This is a genomic window from Streptomyces sp. ADMS, from assembly GCF_033441795.1.
Taxonomy (GTDB): domain Bacteria; phylum Actinomycetota; class Actinomycetes; order Streptomycetales; family Streptomycetaceae; genus Streptomyces.
Window position 1 is genome coordinate 1 of sequence record NZ_JAVFVX010000134.1, and the last position, 17,441, is coordinate 17,441.

General features: G+C 68.5%; 11 protein-coding genes and 1 pseudogene. 8 read left to right on the forward strand and 4 right to left on the reverse strand.

Going from position 1 to position 17,441, the window contains the following annotated elements; all coding sequences use genetic code 11:
* Nucleotides 1–136 precede the first annotated feature (136 nt).
* The 3 genes from RB628_RS35075 to RB628_RS35085 all read left to right on the forward strand — a co-directional run bounded on the left by RB628_RS35075 (nucleotide 137) and on the right by RB628_RS35085 (nucleotide 3,003).
* Entirely contained in the window at nucleotides 137–1,036 is a 900-nt protein-coding gene (locus RB628_RS35075; RefSeq protein ID WP_318324678.1) for a ComF family protein, read from the forward strand.
* A 316-nt stretch (nucleotides 1,037–1,352) separates the two neighbouring features.
* On the forward strand, nucleotides 1,353–2,048 hold the full coding sequence (hpf, locus tag RB628_RS35080) for a ribosome hibernation-promoting factor, HPF/YfiA family (RefSeq protein ID WP_412180773.1): 696 nt from the start codon (nucleotides 1,353–1,355) through the stop codon (nucleotides 2,046–2,048).
* Nucleotides 2,049–2,256: 208 nt separating this feature from the next.
* Nucleotides 2,257–3,003, forward strand: coding sequence for a response regulator transcription factor (locus tag RB628_RS35085; RefSeq protein ID WP_318324679.1), 747 nt, complete (start codon nucleotides 2,257–2,259; stop codon nucleotides 3,001–3,003).
* A 33-nt stretch (nucleotides 3,004–3,036) separates the two neighbouring features.
* Here RB628_RS35085 and RB628_RS35090 read toward each other — a convergent pair whose 3' ends face one another.
* Entirely contained in the window at nucleotides 3,037–4,296 is a 1,260-nt protein-coding gene (locus RB628_RS35090) for a winged helix-turn-helix domain-containing protein (RefSeq protein WP_318324680.1), read from the reverse strand.
* A gap of 259 nt (nucleotides 4,297–4,555) precedes the next feature.
* The gene (locus tag RB628_RS35095; RefSeq protein ID WP_318324681.1) at nucleotides 4,556–5,134 is read right to left on the reverse strand and encodes a GNAT family N-acetyltransferase; all 579 of its coding nucleotides are present in this window, start codon (nucleotides 5,132–5,134) and stop codon (nucleotides 4,556–4,558) included.
* A 246-nt stretch (nucleotides 5,135–5,380) separates the two neighbouring features.
* Between RB628_RS35095 and secA the strand changes: the two genes are divergently transcribed.
* Nucleotides 5,381–8,206 (forward strand): preprotein translocase subunit SecA, encoded by a 2,826-nt coding sequence (gene secA / locus RB628_RS35100; protein ID WP_318324682.1) that lies wholly within the window; start codon nucleotides 5,381–5,383, stop codon nucleotides 8,204–8,206.
* Nucleotides 8,207–8,372: 166 nt separating this feature from the next.
* On the opposite strand, the gene RB628_RS35105 is transcribed toward secA, so the two are convergent.
* The gene (locus RB628_RS35105) at nucleotides 8,373–9,020 is read right to left on the reverse strand and encodes an Rv3235 family protein (RefSeq protein ID WP_318324683.1); all 648 of its coding nucleotides are present in this window, start codon (nucleotides 9,018–9,020) and stop codon (nucleotides 8,373–8,375) included.
* A gap of 432 nt (nucleotides 9,021–9,452) precedes the next feature.
* Here RB628_RS35105 and RB628_RS35110 point away from each other — a divergent pair, with 432 nt between their 5' ends.
* From RB628_RS35110 to RB628_RS35125, 4 genes are all read left to right on the forward strand, one after another.
* Nucleotides 9,453–9,968 carry a DUF6912 family protein gene (locus RB628_RS35110; protein WP_318324684.1) on the forward strand — a complete coding sequence of 172 codons (516 nt, stop codon included), beginning with the start codon at nucleotides 9,453–9,455 and terminating at the stop codon, nucleotides 9,966–9,968.
* A gap of 198 nt (nucleotides 9,969–10,166) precedes the next feature.
* Nucleotides 10,167–10,832: an HAD family hydrolase gene (locus RB628_RS35115; RefSeq protein ID WP_318324685.1), complete on the forward strand. Its 666-nt coding sequence runs from the start codon at nucleotides 10,167–10,169 to the stop codon at nucleotides 10,830–10,832.
* 908 nt (nucleotides 10,833–11,740) lie between these two features.
* Complete coding sequence (locus tag RB628_RS35120; protein WP_318324686.1) at nucleotides 11,741–16,714, forward strand: NAD-glutamate dehydrogenase; 4,974 nt, start codon at nucleotides 11,741–11,743, stop codon at nucleotides 16,712–16,714.
* A 158-nt stretch (nucleotides 16,715–16,872) separates the two neighbouring features.
* Nucleotides 16,873–17,316, forward strand: coding sequence for a GtrA family protein (locus tag RB628_RS35125; protein WP_318324687.1), 444 nt, complete (start codon nucleotides 16,873–16,875; stop codon nucleotides 17,314–17,316).
* On the opposite strand, the pseudogene RB628_RS35130 reads toward RB628_RS35125, so the two are convergent.
* A pseudogene (locus RB628_RS35130) lies at nucleotides 17,313–17,441 on the reverse strand (ABC transporter ATP-binding protein); the annotation flags it as partial. The gene RB628_RS35125 and the pseudogene RB628_RS35130 overlap by 4 nt on opposite strands.

Genomic DNA, 17,441 nt, shown 5'->3' on the forward strand with positions numbered 1-17,441 from the left:
CCCGGTGCTCCGGGCGGCTGTTCCTGCGGGTCCAGCGAATTGCGCAGCAGAGTCGCTTGTGGGGTGCGTGGAGTTATCCACAGGGCGTTGTCCACAGGGGTGGCCGGGCGGCGCCGGTGTTGGCACAGTGGTGGTCATGCGGGGGTGGTGGCAGGAGCTCGGCGACCTGGTGCTGCCGGCCGAGTGCGGAGGCTGCGGGAGGCCTCGTACGGTGCTCTGCCCGGAATGCCGTGCCGCCTTGGGCGGGGCCGCACCGAGCCGGGTGCGGCCGGTGCCGGAGCCGCTCGGGCTGCCGGTGGTGCATGCGGCGGCCCGGTACGAGGACGAGGTGCGTGCGGTACTCCTCGCGCACAAGGAACGGGGCGCGCTGGCACTCGCGGGGCCGCTCGGGACGGCGCTGGCGGGAGCTGTGCGGGCGGGGCTCGACGGGGCTCTGTGCGGTGGTACGGGCGTGCTGCTCGTTCCTGTGCCGTCCGCACGTCGGGCCGTGCGGGCCCGGGGGCACGATCCGGCCCGGCGGATCGCGCTGGCCGCGGCGGCCGAGCTGCGCGGGGCCGGTATGCCGGCACGGGTGCTTGCGGTGCTGCGCCAGCGGCGTTCCGTGGCCGATCAGGCGGGCCTCGACTCCCGGCAGCGGCTGGAAAATCTCGCGGGCGCGCTGAGCGTGGCCGCCGGGGGCGGGCGGTTGCTGGCCGGGGCGGGCGCGGTCGTCCTGGTCGACGATCTGATGACGACCGGGGCTTCGCTGGCCGAGGCCGCGCGGGCCGTGCGGGAAGCGGTCGGGTGCGGAGGGACGGGAAGGGTACGAGGGCCGGAATGGGCAGAAGAGGTGGGGGACGTGGGAGGGGTGGAAAACGTCGTGTACTCGGCGGCGGGGCGGGAAGGCAGAAGGGAACGGTGCACGAGAGTTACGGCCGAAGGTGTGAAGTGGGGGCCAGGAGTGTCGGGAACGGTGGCGACCGGCGCCTTCGCCGGCATGATCTGTGCGGCTGCCGTCGCCGCGACGCCTGATTCTTTCGAAATAAACCGGAACTGACCGCGAACTTACATCGTTGCAGGTAGTAAGAGGGTCAATTCACTGGAACGGAGGTACGCGTCAGTAGAGGGTGACGACATCCGTCCGGGCAAGATATGTTCGGTTGTGAGGGAAAGCCGCAGGCCACACCTCGCAAATCCGAATGCCGTGCTGCGGGTTTTCCTTAATCACCCCCGGCCGGCCGAGTGGGGATCTTGCCCATGGGGGAGGAGGAGGTGGAAGTCACCGAGTCCGAGGTTCCGGGGCACACCGGAGCCTGGTGCAAAAGGGAGACGCTCCGCCACTGAAGCGGGGCGATCCGGGAACGGAGTTCTGCGTGGACATCGTCGTCAAGGGACGCAAGACCGAGGTGCCCGAGCGGTTCCGGAAGCACGTGGCCGAGAAGCTGAAGCTGGAGAAGATCCAGAAGCTCGACGGCAAGGTGATCAGCCTCGACGTCGAGGTGTCCAAGGAACGCAACCCGAGGCAGGCCGACCGCTCCGACCGAGTGGAGATCACGCTCCACTCCCGCGGTCCGGTAATTCGGGCGGAAGCAGCGGCAAGCGACCCGTACGCGGCACTCGACCTCGCGGCGGACAAGCTCGAGGCCCGGCTGCGCAAGCAGCACGACAAGCGTTACACCCGCCGAGGCGCCGGCCGGATCACGGCCGCCGAGGTCGCCGACCACGTCCCGGACGCGGCAACGCTGAACGGCAACGGTCACCTCGTCCAGGAGGAAGACGCGGACGGCGTGCCCATCAAGAGGATCGGCTCGCTGGAAGTGAAGGGCGAAGGCCCTCTCATCGTCCGCGAGAAGACCCACGTCGCCTCCCCGATGTCGCTCGACCAGGCTCTCTACGAGATGGAGCTGGTCGGGCACGACTTCTATCTGTTCGTCGACTCCGAGACCAAGGAACCGAGTGTCGTCTACCGGCGGCACGCCTACGACTATGGCGTGATCCACCTCAGTACGGACCCCATGGTCGCCCATCAGGCGAACTCCCCCGCGGCGGGTGGCACGCTGGGCGGCTGACCGCCATCCCCGGTGAGAGCCGTGCGGGTGCCCCTGGAGCGCGTGTGCGCCCCCAGGGGCACCCGTGTGCGACCCCTTCGGGGCCCGCTCTGTCACCGCACGGTCGCCCGGGCATGGAATCATGGCCGCAACGGCCCAACCGGTGGGCCGTTGCCTTGGGTTGGCGATGGCACAGGACCACAGGCCACAGCCTTCAGGGGGAGGAACGATGGCGGACAGCTTCGGACCGATGCAGGTCGATGATGCCGACGACGGTGTCACCGGCATGGGCCCGGAGGCGGGCACCTCGCGCAAGGAGCCGATCAGAGTCCTTGTCGTGGACGATCACGCCCTCTTCCGCCGTGGACTGGAGATCGTGCTCGCGGCCGAGGAGGACATCCAGGTCGTGGGCGAGGCGGGAGACGGTGCGGAAGCGGTCGACAAGGCCGCCGATCTGCTGCCCGACATCGTCCTGATGGACGTACGCATGCCGAAGCGCGGCGGAATTGAGGCGTGCACCTCCATCAAGGAGGTCGCACCCAGCGCCAAGATCATCATGCTGACGATCAGCGACGAGGAAGCCGATCTGTACGAGGCGATCAAGGCTGGGGCAACCGGTTATCTCCTCAAGGAGATCTCAACGGACGAGGTGGCCACGGCCATCCGCGCGGTCGCCGACGGGCAGTCGCAGATCAGCCCCTCTATGGCGTCGAAGCTGCTCACCGAATTCAAGTCGATGATCCAGCGGACGGACGAGCGGCGGCTGGTGCCCGCGCCGCGGCTCACGGACCGCGAGCTAGAAGTGCTCAAGCTGGTCGCCACCGGGATGAACAACCGGGACATCGCCAAGGAGCTGTTCATCTCGGAGAACACCGTGAAGAACCATGTGCGCAACATCCTGGAGAAGCTGCAGCTGCACTCCAGGATGGAGGCGGTGGTTTACGCGATGCGGGAGAAGATTTTGGAGATCAGGTAGTTCCGGTAGATCCCGGCAGTTCCGGTAGATCGGTCAGCTGAGCGTCTGGGCCAGTTCCCTGGTCAGGGGGGTTCGTAGGTCCGGGGCGTCCATCCGCTCTACGCGTACGTTCGTGCAGTTCACCCAGCTCGCCGCCTCCAGGAGGGCCTGGGCCACCGCCGGGACCGCCCTGGGGCCGTTCAGGCTGACCTGTCTGGCCACCAGGGTGTTGCCCTCCCGGGCGGGGTCCACCCTTCCGACGAGGTGGCCGCCGGCGAGCACCGGCATCGCGAAGTAGCCGTACACGCGCTTCGGCTTGGGGACGTAGGCCTCCAGGCGGTGGGTGAAACCGAAGATCCGTTCTGTGCGCGCCCGTTCCCAGATCAGGGAGTCGAAAGGCGAGAGCAGGGTCGTGCGGTGGCGGCCTCGTGGAGGTGTCTCCAGGGCTGCCGGGTCGGCCCAGGCCGGTTTGCCCCAGCCTTCCACCGTGACGGGGACCAGGCCCGAGTCCGCGATCACCGCGTCGACCTGTTCCGCCTTGAGACGGTGGTAGTCGGCGATGTCCGCGCGGGTGCCGACGCCCAGGGACTGGCCCGCGAGGCGAACCAGGCGGCGCAGGCATTCGGTGTCGTCCAGTTCGTCGTGCAGCAGGGTGGCCGGGATGGCGCGCTCGGCCAGGTCGTACACCCGCTTCCAGCCTCGGCGCTCTACGCACACCACCTCGCCGTACATCAGGGCGCGTTCGACGGCGACCTTGGTGCCGGACCAGTCCCACCATTCGCTGGTGCGTTTCGCACCGCCCAACTCCGTTGCGGTGAGCGGGCCTTCGGTGCGGAGTTGTTTGATGACCTGGGCGTAGGCGTCGGGTGGGAGGTCGTGGTTCCACTGAGGGCGGGAGCGGTAGGCGCGGCGGCGGAAGGCGAAGTGGGGCCACTCCTCCACGGGGAGGACGCACGCCGCGTGGGACCAGTATTCGAAGGCGTGGGGGTGGGGTGTGGAGGTGGTGGTGGGCGCGAGGGCTGTTTGGGGATTTGTGGGGTCCGGGGCCCAGTAGGCGTCCTCGACCTTCTTGCGGGGTATGGCGCCGAGGCGGGCGTACGGGATGAGTTCGTGGGACCGGGCGAGTACGGAGATCGTGTCGAGCTGGACCGCGCCCAGATGCCGGAGGATGCCGCGGACGCCTGCCTTGCGGTTGGGGGTGCCCAGGAAGCCCTGGGCGCGCAGGGCGATGCGGCGGGCTTCGTCGGCGGAGAGCTGGGTGTGGGGGGCCGGTGGTCGGGGGGCGGGGGTGGCGTGCGGCGGGCTGCTCGTCATGCTTCCGCACGATAGGGGGTGGGACTGACAGTGGCGGGTGAGCTGGGGGTTCGGGGGTGGAGGGTTTTCGCACCCGCCGCCCCTGCCCGTCCCATCCCGTACCTGGGGGCTGCCGCCCCCAGACCCCTGCCTCGGCCCTGTGACGGGCCTTGTCCTCAAACTCCCCCAGAGGGGGGACCCCAGACGGGCTGGATGGTGCCGGCCGGCACGGGAGCGGTGCCCCTGAACTGCGGATGCGGCGGGTGACCGGCGGGATTTTTCAGGGGCTGGACGGTGCCGGGAGGTACGGGGCCGTTGAGGGGAGACCGAGGTCTGAGGGGAGCAGGGAAGCCACCCAGCAGTCCCGGCGTACTCCTCTGGTGTTGATCGCTGAGCGCAGGGTGCCTTCCATGGTGAAGCCGGCTCGTTCCGCCGCTGTGCGGGACGCCGTGTTGCCCACCTCCGCCCGCCATTCCACCCGGTCCACCGACAGGTGGGTGAAGGCCCAGCGGCAGGCGGTGATCGTGGCCTCCGCGATGTAGCCGTTGCCCCGGTGTGCCTTGGTGGCCCAGAAGCCGACTTCGCTCACTCCCAGGGAGCGCATGGTGAGGGCGAGCATGCCCACCAGCTCCTCCCCTTCGGGGAGGAAGACGCCGAACGTGAACATCGAGCCGTCCGCCCAGCCGTCGGGGACCAGCTGGGTGGCGAAACCATGGGCGTGTTCGGGGAGGTAGGGCGACGGGATCGTCGTCCAGCGCTGGATGTCGGCGTCCTGCACCGCGGCGTACACGGCGTCCGTGTCGTGCGGGCCGACCGTGCGCAGGAACAGACGGGCCGTGGTGAGCGTGACGGGGTCCATCGGCCGATTCTGCTTGGGTCAGGATGGGGGACGCCATCCCTTTCGCTGTGCGTGAGTTCGTGATCACGATTCGTGCAATTCGTGGGTGGGGCGCGGCACCATCCGTGACTCCCGGCCGTTCTCCTTATGGCTGGCCCACTGGCAGACCTCCCGGCGTGGCGGGGTCCTCGCATACGATGGCCGTTGCTCAGTTAAGACAATGGAAACCGACCGTCCCAGGCCCGACCGGCAAGGAGACCAACCCCCGTGTCCGTCCTCTCAAAGATCATGCGTGCAGGCGAAGGCAAAATCCTGCGCAAGCTGCACCGCATCGCGGACCAGGTCAACTCCATCGAAGAGGACTTTGTCGACCTCTCCGACGCCGAGCTGCGGGCCCTCACCGATGAGTACAAGCAGCGGTACGCCGACGGTGAGAGTCTGGACGACCTGTTGCCCGAGGCCTTCGCCACCGTGCGCGAGGCCGCCAAGCGCGCCCTCGGCCAGCGTCACTACGACGTGCAGATCATGGGCGGCGCAGCCCTCCACCTCGGCTATGTCGCCGAGATGAAGACCGGCGAGGGCAAGACCCTGGTCGGCACCCTCCCCACGTATCTGAACGCCCTCTCAGGAGACGGCGTCCACCTCATCACGGTCAACGACTACCTGGCCGAGCGCGACTCCGAGATGATGGGGCGCGTCCACAAGTTCCTGGGCCTGACTGTCGGCTGCATCCTCGCCAACATGACGCCGGCCCAGCGGCGCGAGCAGTACGCCTGCGACATCACGTACGGCACGAACAACGAGTTCGGGTTCGATTACCTGCGCGACAACATGGCGTGGTCCAAGGACGAACTCGTCCAGCGCGGCCACAACTTCGCCGTTGTCGACGAGGTCGACTCGATCCTCATCGACGAGGCCCGTACGCCGCTGATCATCTCCGGCCCGGCCGACCAGGCCACCAAGTGGTACGGCGACTTCGCCAAGCTGGTCACGCGCCTCAAGCGCGGCGAGGCGGGCAACCCCCTCAAGGGCGTCGAGGAGACCGGCGACTACGACGTCGACGAGAAGAAGCGCACCGTCGCCATCCACGAGTCGGGTGTCGCCAAGGTCGAGGACTGGCTGGGCATCGACAACCTGTACGAGTCGGTGAACACGCCGCTCGTCGGTTACCTGAACAACGCCATCAAGGCCAAGGAGCTCTTCAAGAACGACAAGGACTACGTCGTCATCGACGGCGAGGTCATGATCGTCGACGAGCACACCGGCCGTATCCTCGCCGGCCGTCGCTACAACGAGGGCATGCACCAGGCGATCGAGGCGAAGGAAGGGGTGGACATCAAGGACGAGAACCAGACCCTCGCGACCATCACCCTCCAGAACTTCTTCCGCCTCTACGACAAGCTCTCGGGTATGACCGGTACGGCCATGACCGAGGCGGCCGAGTTCCACCAGATCTACAAGCTCGGTGTCGTCCCGATCCCGACCAACCGTGACATGGTCCGCAAGGACCAGTCCGACCTCATCTACCGCACCGAGGTCGCGAAGTTCGAGGCGGTCGTCGACGACATCGCCGAGAAGCACGAGAAGGGTCAGCCGATCCTCGTCGGCACGACTTCGGTGGAGAAGTCCGAGTACCTGTCGCAGCAGCTCTCCAAGCGCGGCATCCAGCACGAAGTGCTGAACGCCAAGCAGCACGACCGGGAGGCGACGATCGTCGCCCAGGCCGGCCGCAAGGGAGCCGTCACGGTCGCCACCAACATGGCCGGTCGTGGTACGGACATCAAGCTCGGCGGCAACCCCGACGACCTCGCCGAGGCGGAGCTGCGCCAGCGCGGCCTCGACCCCGAGGAGCACATCGAGGAGTGGGCCGCGGCCCTGCCGGCCGCCCTGGAGCGGGCCGAGAAGGCCGTGAAGGCCGAGTTCGAGGAGGTCAAGGACCTCGGCGGGCTCTACGTCCTCGGCACCGAGCGGCACGAGTCCCGGCGGATCGACAACCAGCTGCGCGGTCGTTCCGGCCGTCAGGGCGACCCCGGCGAGTCACGGTTCTACCTCTCCCTCGGTGACGATCTCATGCGGCTGTTCAAGGCCCAGATGGTCGAGCGCGTCATGTCGATGGCGAACGTGCCGGACGACGTACCGATCGAGAACAAGATGGTCACCCGTGCCATCGCCTCCGCCCAGTCGCAGGTCGAGACGCAGAACTTCGAGACCCGCAAGAACGTCCTCAAGTACGACGAGGTCCTCAACCGGCAGCGCGAGGTCATCTACGGCGAGCGCCGCCGCGTCCTGGAGGGCGAGGACCTGCACGAGCAGATCCAGCACTTCATGGACGACACCATCGACGCCTACATCGGCGCGGAGACCGCCGAGGGCTTCGCCGAGGAGTGGGACCTGGACCGGCTGTGGGGTGCCTTCAAGCAGCTCTACCCGGTGAAGGTCACCGTCGACGAACTGGAGGAGGCGGCCGGCGACCGGGCCGGGCTGACCGCCGAGTTCATCTCCGAGTCGATCAAGGACGACATCCACGACCAGTACGCGTCGCGTGAGGAGCAGCTCGGCTCCGAGATCATGCGTGAACTGGAGCGCCGGGTCGTGCTGTCGGTCCTGGACCGCAAGTGGCGCGAGCACCTCTACGAGATGGACTACCTCCAGGAGGGCATCGGTCTGCGCGCCATGGCGCAGAAGGACCCGCTGGTCGAGTACCAGCGTGAGGGCTTCGACATGTTCACCGCCATGATGGAGGGCATCAAGGAGGAGTCCGTCGGCTACCTGTTCAATCTGGAGGTCCAGGTCGAGCAGCAGGTCGAGGAGGTCCCTGTCGCGGACGCCAAGCCGTCGCTGGACAAGGGCGCGGAGGACTCGGTGCCGGCGCAGGCGGGTGCAGGTTCGCGGCCCGAGATCCGGGCGAAGGGGCTCGACGCTCCGCAGCGGCCGGACCGGCTGCACTTCTCCGCGCCGACCGTGGACGGCGAGGGCGGCATCGTCGAGGGCGACCTCATCGGGGACGACGACGAGGTGCGGTCCGAGGCGGACGGGCTCACGCGCGCGGAGCGGCGCAAGCAGCAGCGCAGTGGGCGTCGGCGTAAGAAGTGAGCAGGAGCGGTAGGCAGGAACAGTAGGCAGAAGCGGTAAGTGGTGAGCAGGTGCAGGAAGCAGTGAGTACTTGGTAGTCGCTGTGTGAAGGGCCGGGCATCCGAGGAGGGTGGCCGGCCCTTCGGCGTGTGTGGGCGGGTGGGTTCTCTCCGTCTTCCCGTGCTGTCTAGTCGTCCGCCGTGTGTGGCCTGCGGGGGCCGCCCAGTTCCACCGCTGTGCAGCGCCAGCGGAAGTCCTGGCCCAGTTCCAGGCGGAAGGCCATCGCGCGGAGCTGGTCGCCCGCGCCGATGCGGGCGAAGGCCTCCAGGGTGCCTTGGCTGGGCTCGTAGTAGCCGACGTCGCGTACGACGGGGCGGGTGCCGCGGGTACGCAGGGGGCCGCGTTCCGCGAGCCAGGCCAGTTCGTCGTAGGCGCGGCCCACCGTGTGGCGGAGCATGCTGTGGACGGGACGTGCGCCGCTCAGAACGGCCAGGAGACGGTCGGCGAAGAGGTCGGTGGGTCGGGGCTGCGGGGGAGCCCAGGGCGACTGGAGGGGCGTCTGGCGGGGCTGGGAAGGCTGCTGGAGGGGGCGCGGCGACGTCCAGCGCTGGTCCGGGTGCCGGCCCTGGGCGGGGACCCGGGGCTCGGGGTGGGGTTCGGTGGTGGGGGCGGCGGCGGTGGTGTGGGCCGGGGCGGTTGCTTCGGGGAGGGGCGTGCGGGGGGTGCCTCCGCCCGGGGTGGTGCGGTGCGGGGCGCTGCCGGGGCGGCGGGTGTCCCGGCGTACCGGCGGGCGGGACGGGGTGCGGCGGACCGTCCTTGTCATCACCTTGTTCATGGAATGTCCCCGTTTCTTGGGGCCCGGGTGGGTACCGGGCGGTAACTTCTGGTGGGGATCTTGTACGGGGGCGGGTCGATCGGGCGCAAGGCGGGACGAGGCGCGGGTGGGGTGGGTCGGAGGTTCACTTATCCGAGTGGTTCACGGAGGGGAAAGGCCTGGTGGGTGTGGGGTCCGGGGGTGAATTTCGAGGAGCGTGGTGGACGCTCGGGGAGGTGTGGGCGGGGACTCGAAAGGGGACGCCTCGACGTATCCTGAGGGTCTTCCCGGGTCGTGCGGGAGGGCCTTCGAGGGTGGTCGCGTTGTTGTTTTTCGCCGCTTCTGGGAGGTCTTCTCGGGTGTGCGGCTTCGGTTGCTGGTCACCGGTTCTGGTTGCTCATTCCGGTTGCTGGTTCACGGTCACGAAAACGCCTCCTACGAAAGCGGTCGGCCATGCGCGTCTACGTCCCTCTGACCCTCCCGGGCCTTGCCGAGGCGTACAAGACCGGTGAGTTGGGGGCGGGGCCGTTCGTCGCGTACGCCGTCACGCCCGCGTTGCGTGAGTGGTATCTGTCCGACGACGTCGAGGAACTGGAGTACGCGGCGCTCAATCGGGCCGCGTTGGCGTCCCTGCGGTTGCTTGCGATGGAGCCGGGGGTGGTGCGGCGGCGGGTGGTTGTCGCCGTCGATGTCGCGGAGGGGATGGCGGTCGCCGACCCCGACCGCGGGCTTGATCCGGGTGCGCTGGGTGAGGTACGGGTCGGCGGGGCTGTGTCGTTGGGGAAGGCTGCGGCTGTGCATGTCGACTCCGGGGACGCGGAGGGGGATGTCGCGGCGGCTGCGGAGGCTTTGGGGGCGGCGGATCAGGGAGATGACGATGCGCAGTTCATGGTGGACGGGGCCGAGGACCATGAGCTGCTCTGGTATGCCACGCAGGAGATTCCCAACCTGGTGGGGTTGTTGGGGTGAGGTGGGCGGCGTGGGGGCCCGTAGGGTTTTCGCCCCCGCCGCCCCTACCCGTCCCATTCCTGGGGGCTGCGCCCAGGCCCCCCGTCGCGCTGAACGCGCTCGTCCGCAGACGGCGGACGGGCTGGAGGTGTGGGCCGGCGCTGGAGAAGCCGTGTGGGGTGAGCCGGCCGTGTCAGTGGTGAGGGGTACGTTCTTTTCATGGGGAAGTACGGAGTGGCGCACATCGTGTGGGACTGGAACGGGACCCTGTTTCATGACACCGATGCCGTCATAGGGGCGACGAACGCAGCGTTCGCCGAGTTGGGGCTGGCACCGATCACGCTGGCCCAGTACAGGGAGCTGTACTGCGTGCCTGTGCCGCGGTTCTACGAGCGGCTGCTCGGGCGGCTGCCCACGGATGCCGAGTGGGTCGTCATGGACGAGATCTTCCACCGGTACTACGCGGAGCGCCGGGTGGCGTGCGAACTCGCCGTGGGTGCGCGGGAGCTGCTGGCCGGGTGGCAGTCGGCGGGGCGCAGTCAGTCCATTCTGAGTATGTACGGGCATGACGAGCTCGTCCCGCTGGTCAGGGGATTCGGGATCGAGCCGCACTTCGTCCGTGTCGACGGGCGGACCGGGCCCTCCGGTGGCAGCAAGGCCGAGCACATGGTGCGCCATCTCGGTGCGCTCACCGGCGTCGAGGTCGCGCGCACCGTGGTGATCGGGGATGCCGCCGACGATGCGGTCGCCGCCCTGCACGTGGGTGCGCGGGCCGTGCTGTACACCGGTGGCTCCCATGGCCGGGCCAGCCTCGAAGGGGTGGGCGTGCCCGTGGTGGACAGCCTGGAGGAGGCGGTCGCGGAGGCCCAGCGGCTGGCTGCGTAGTCGCAGGGCCGGTCGGGTCGCTCGGGCGGGGGGCGGTGGGCGGTGGGTTTGGTCGGGAGATTCCGGCCTTCCGGCCCCTCCCGCAGTCCCCGCAGTCCCCGCAGTCCCCCGCAGTCCCCGTCGTTCCGCCGGCTACGGAGGCGTGAGCAGTGGGGCGGGGCGCACTACGTAGGCCGTCCGTGTACGTATCGCTGTCCTGCGTATGCCCAGAGGCGCTTCTCGGCGCCGTCTTCCCGAAGCCGTATGCCGATCTCCGCCGGAGTCGACGCCCGGGCCCCGTCGTGCTCGATGCTCGTTGTATGTCGCCCGGGGAATTCCGCCGAGCGGCCGGGTGCCGGCAGTGCTGGTCGGAATCCTCACGGTTCGGGGGTGTCATGGCAGGCACTCCGCCGTTCGCCCCGGGCGGCGCGGAGGTCCGGCGGCTGCCTTCGTCAGTGGGGCAGCCGACGCTGTTCGGGGCGTTTCGGGCCTCTCTTTTTCTCCTACTGTGCAGAACGGCAAACTTGCCGACCCGCTTTTGTACACAAATGGCTCATGACGGGGCCCCCGTCATGAGCGATAGCCTTGTGGCGTGATCAGCGCGATAAGTCGCGGGGGCGTCGTCGTCCCTGCCTTGCGCCCGGAGTGCACGGACCACATCCGTGCCCGGGTGGTGATCGCTGGTCGGCGCGGGCGGGACGGAACCCCGAGGGTTCCCAGGACGCCGTACGCATCCCACGGACCGGCGTTGCCGAGAGCAGCGTCACACTCCGCCGGGGTGCCGAGAATGGCTGATACCCCCCCGCTCTTCCCACCCTGCGGCATAGCGTCGGAACAGACCGGAGACCCCGCGTCGAGGCGTTGTGCCGGAAGAGGGGCCGTACTTCCTTCTACGTCACGCAACGGCGCGCGACAGGAGCCAGAGGACAATGCAGACCAAGCTGGACGAAGCCAAGGCCGAGCTGCTCGAAAGGGCCGCCCGGGTAGCTGAGAACAGCCCGGTCGGGGGGCACCTACCGACTGGGACGACACGTGCAACCATGCCCGGCGGAGACCCCGGCACCCCGGACCACGACACCGTGCTCGCGTTCCTCCAGCGCTACTACCTGCACACCGCCCCGGAGGACCTCGTCGGCCGCGACCCGGTCGACGTGTTCGGCGCTGCGTTCTCGCACTACCGGCTGGGCGAGACACGTCCACAGGGCACGGCGAGCCTGCGGGTGCACACCCCGACCGTCGAGGAGAACGGCTGGACTTCCAGCCACTCCGTCGTCGAGGTCGTGACCGACGACATGCCCTTCCTCGTCGACTCGGTCACCAACGAACTGTCCCGGCAGGGGCGCGGCATCCATATCGTCATCCATCCGCAGTTCGTCGTACGACGGGACCTGACCGGCCGGCTCATCGAGGTACTGCCCGTCCAGGCCGCCGGGAGTGCGGTGGGCGGGGGCGGCGAGCTGCCGCACGACACGCACATCGAGTCGTGGATCCATGTCGAGATCGACCGCGAGACCGACCGCGCCGACCTGAAGCAGATCACCAACGACCTGCTGCGCGTGCTGTCCGACACCCGTGAGGCCGTCGAGGACTGGGACAAGATGCGCGACGCCGCGCTGCGCATCGCCGAGGAGCTGCCCAGCGAGCCGACCGCCGACGACCTGCGAGACCAGGACGTCGAGGAGGCGCGCGAGCTGCTGCGCTGGCTCGCGGAGGACCACTTCACCTTTCTCGGCTACCGCGAGTACGAGCTGCGCGGAGACGACTCGCTGGCCGCCGTGCCCGGGACCGGACTCGGCATTCTGCGTTCCGACCCGCACCACTCCGAGGACGAGGGCCATCCGGTCAGCCCGTCCTTCGAGCGGCTGCCCGCCGACGCCCGGGCCAAGGCCCGCGAGCACAAGCTCCTCGTCCTGACGAAGGCCAACAGCCGGGCCACCGTGCACCGGCCGTCGTATCTCGACTACGTCGGGGTCAAGAAGTTCGACAAGAACGGCGACGTCGTCGGCGAGCGGCGGTTCCTGGGGCTGTTCTCCTCCGCCGCCTACACCGAGTCCGTGCGTCGCGTGCCCGTCGTACGGCGCAAGGTCGACGAGGTGCTGCGGGGCGCCGGGTTCTCGCCCAACAGTCATGACGGGCGCGATCTGCTCCAGATCCTGGAGACCTACCCGCGCGACGAGCTCTTCCAGACGCCGCCCGACGAACTCCGGTCGATCGTCACCTCGGTCCTCTACCTCCAGGAACGGCGCCGGCTGCGGCTCTACCTGCGCCAGGACGAGTACGGGCGTTACTACTCCGCGCTCGTCTATCTGCCCCGCGACCGGTACACCACCGGCGTACGGCTGCGGATCATCGACATCCTGAAGGAGGAACTCGGCGGCACCAACGTCGACTTCACCGCCTGGAACACCGAATCCATCCTGTCTCGGCTGCACTTCGTCGTCCGGGTTCCGCAGGGCACCGAGCTGCCGCAGCTGTCCGACCGGGACAAGGAGCGCATCGAGGCGCGACTCGTCGAGGCCGCTCGCTCCTGGGCCGACGGCTTCGCCGAGGCCCTCAACGCCGAGTGCGGCGAGGAGCGCGCCGCCGAGCTGCTGCGCCGGTACGGGAACGCCTTCCCCGAGGGCTACAAGGCCGACCACAATCCACGCGCCGCCGTCGCCGACCTCGGCCACCTCGAAAAGCTGGGCGTCGGCACGAACTTCGCGCTGAGCCTCTACGAACCGGTGGGCGCAGCGCCCGGTGAGCGCCGTTTCAAGATCTACCGCACCGGCGAGTCCGTCTCGCTCTCCGCCGTACTCCCCGTCCTCAACCGGCTCGGCGTCGAGGTGATCGACGAGCGGCCGTACGAGCTGCGTTGCGCGGACCGGACCACCGCCTGGATCTACGACTTCGGGCTCCGGCTGCCCAAGTCGCTGAGCAGTGGCGGGGATTATCTCGGGGACGACGGCCGCGAGCGTTTCCAGCAGGCTTTCTCGGCCACCTGGACGGGCCAGGCCGAGAACGACGGCTTCAACGCGCTGGTGCTGAGCGCGGGCCTCGACTGGCGGCAGGCGCTGGTGCTGCGGGCGTACGCCAAGTACCTGCGGCAGGCCGGTTCCACGTTCAGCCAGGACTACATGGAGGACACCCTCCGGCACAACGTCCACACCACCCGGTTGCTCGTCTCGCTGTTCGAGGCGCGGATGTCGCCGGAGCGGCAGCGGGCGGGCGTCGAGCTGACCGACGCCCTCATGGAGGAGCTGGACGCGGCCCTCGACCAGGTGGCCTCCCTCGACGAGGACCGCATCCTGCGGTCCTTCCTCACTGTCATCAAGGCGACCCTCCGGACGAACTTCTACCAGGAGAGCGCGGGCGGCAAGCCGCACGACTACGTCTCCATGAAGTTCGACCCGCAGGTCATCCCGGACCTGCCGGCGCCGCGTCCGGCGTACGAGATCTGGGTCTACTCACCGAAGGTGGAAGGCGTCCATCTGCGGTTCGGGAAGGTCGCGCGCGGTGGGCTTCGCTGGTCGGACCGGCGGGAGGACTTCCGTACCGAGATCCTCGGGCTGGTCAAGGCGCAGATGGTGAAGAACACCGTCATCGTGCCGGTCGGTGCCAAGGGCGGGTTCGTCGCCAAGCAGCTGCCGGATCCGAGTGTGGACCGGGACGCGTGGCTCGCCGAAGGGGTCAGGAGTTACAAGACCTTCATCTCGGCGCTGCTCGACATCACCGACAACCTGGTGGCCGGCGAGGTCGTGCCGCCCGCCGACGTCGTACGGCACGACGAGGACGACACGTATCTCGTCGTCGCCGCAGACAAGGGCACGGCGACCTTCTCGGACATCGCCAACGAGGTCGCCCAGGCGTACAACTTCTGGCTCGGGGACGCCTTCGCTTCGGGTGGCTCCGCCGGGTACGACCACAAGGGCATGGGCATCACCGCGCGCGGCGCCTGGGAGTCCGTCAAGCGGCACTTCCGAGAGCTGGGCGTCAACACGCAGAGCGAGGACTTCACCGTCGTGGGTGTCGGTGACATGAGCGGTGACGTGTTCGGCAACGGGATGCTGCTGAGCGAACACATCCGGCTGGTGGCCGCGTTCGACCACCGGCACATCTTCATCGACCCGAACCCGGACGCGGCCACCTCCTACGCCGAGCGGCGGCGCCTGTTCGAACTTCCGAGGTCCAGCTGGGCGGAGTACGACACCCAGTTGATCTCCTCAGGGGGCGGGATCTTCCCCCGTTCCGCCAAGGCCATTCCGGTCAACTCGCACATCCGCGAGGCGCTGGGCATCGAAGCCGCGGGCGGCAAGATGACCCCGGCCGACCTGATGAAGGCGATCCTCAAGGCACCGGTCGACCTGCTGTGGAACGGCGGCATCGGCACGTACGTCAAGTCGGGTACGGAGTCGCACGCCGACGTCGGTGACAAGGCCAACGACGCCATCCGTGTCGACGGCGGTGACCTGCGTGTCCAGGTCGTCGGCGAGGGCGGCAACCTCGGGCTCACCCAGCTCGGGCGGATCGAGTTCGCGCAGCGTGGCGGGAAGATCAACACCGACGCCATCGACAACAGTGCGGGCGTGGACACCTCCGACCACGAGGTGAACATCAAGATCCTGCTCAACTCGCTTGTCACAGATGGCGACATGACCGTCAAGCAGCGCAACAAGCTGCTCGCCCAGATGACCGACGAGGTCGGCGGGCTCGTCCTGCGCAACAACTACGCGCAGAACACGGCGATCGCCAACGCCCTCGCCCAGTCCAAGGACATGCTCCACGCCCAGCAGCGCTTCATGCGCCACCTGGTCAGGGAAGGGCACCTGGACCGGGCGCTGGAGTTCCTCCCGACCGACCGGCAGATCCGCGAACGCCTCGGCGGAGGGCAGGGGTTGACCGGTCCGGAGACGGCCGTGCTCCTCGCGTACACGAAGATCACGGTCGCGGACGAGCTGTTGCAGACCTCGCTGCCCGAAGACCCGTATCTGCGCCGCTTGTTGGACGCCTACTTCCCGAGCGCGCTGCGCGAGAAGTTCCCCGAGCAGATCGACGGGCACGCGCTGCGACGCGAGATCATCACGACGGTGCTCGTCAACGACACGGTCAACGCGGGCGGTACGAGCTTCCTGCACCGGCTGCGCGAGGAGACCGGCGCCTCGCTGGAGGAGGTGGTGCGGGCGCAGACCGCGGCTCGCACGATCTTCAACTCCGGCGCGGTGTGGGACGGGGTCGAGGCGCTCGACAACACGGTCGAGGCCGCCGTCCAGACCCGGATCCGCCTCCACTCGCGGCGACTTGTGGAGCGCGGCACCCGCTGGCTGCTCAACAACCGGCCGCAGCCGGTACAACTCACGCAGACCATCGAGTTCTTCGGTGAGCGGGTCGGCCAAGTCTGGTCCCAGCTGCCCAAGTTGCTGCGCGGCGCGGATCTGGAGTGGTACCAGAAGATCTACGACGAGCTGACGGGCGCGGGCGTCCCCGACGAACTCGCCACCCGGGTCGCGGGCTTCTCGTCCGCCTTCCCGACGCTGGACATCGTCTCGGTCGCCGACCGGGTGGGACGCGCCCCGATGGACGTCGCCGAGGTCTACTACGACCTCGCCGACCGCCTCCACATCACCCAGCTCATGGACCGCATCATCGAGCTGCCGCGCGCCGACCGCTGGCAGTCCATGGCCCGCGCCTCTATCCGCGAGGACCTCTACGCGGCCCACGCGTCCCTCACTGCGGAGGTCCTCGCGGTCGGCAACGGCTCGTCGACGCCCGAGCAGCGCTTCAAGGCGTGGGAGGAGAAGAACGCGGCGATCCTGGGCCGGGCGCGCACGACCCTGGACGAGATCCAGAGTTCGGACGCCTTCGACCTGGCGAACCTGTCGGTCGCGATGCGGACGATGCGGACGCTGCTGCGGAATCATTCGTAACCGGACACGTAACCGGACACGTGGTCGGTACGTGAACAGGGGCGCCCCGGGCCGTCACGGCTCGGGGCGCCCCCGATTCCATGACAACTGTTGGAGAAATGCAGGCAGGGAATTCACCCTTTCCTGCCAGGCCGGACACCTCGGTTCAGGTCGCGGACGTGAGCGTGAATGTCTCCGAGGACCGGCTGACCGTTCCGGCCCGGCCGGTGCGGCGGGTAATCGTCGAAGCGGTGAGATTCGGGGCCGTCGGCGGCAGCGGCGTGCTCGTCAACTTCCTGTTCTACAACCTGCTGCTGCACGGCTTCGGTTGGCGGGCGATGACGGCCACGGTGCTGGCCAGCCTTGTCGCCATGGGCACGAACTGTCTGGGCTTCCGCTATTTCAGGTACCGGAACAGGGACTCACGTACCCGACAGCAGATCGCGCTGTTCTTCGTGTTCAGCGCGATCGGCGTCGCCATGGAAAGAGGGCTGTTCTACGTCGGTTGTCACGGGCTGGGACTGCATGGGCCGGTCGGTTCGAATGCCGTGAAGGGCGTCTCGATCGTGCTCGCCTCCGCGTTCCGTTTCCTTGTCTGTCGCACGTGGGTGTTCCGGCACTAAGTGGCGCGGGCGGGTTTGGACGGGCGGTTCGTGAAGGCCTCGTACTCCTTCAGTACGTCGTCGGTCGGGCCGTCCATGCGGAGTTCGCCGCGTTCCAGCCACAGGACGCGGTCGCAGGTGTCGCG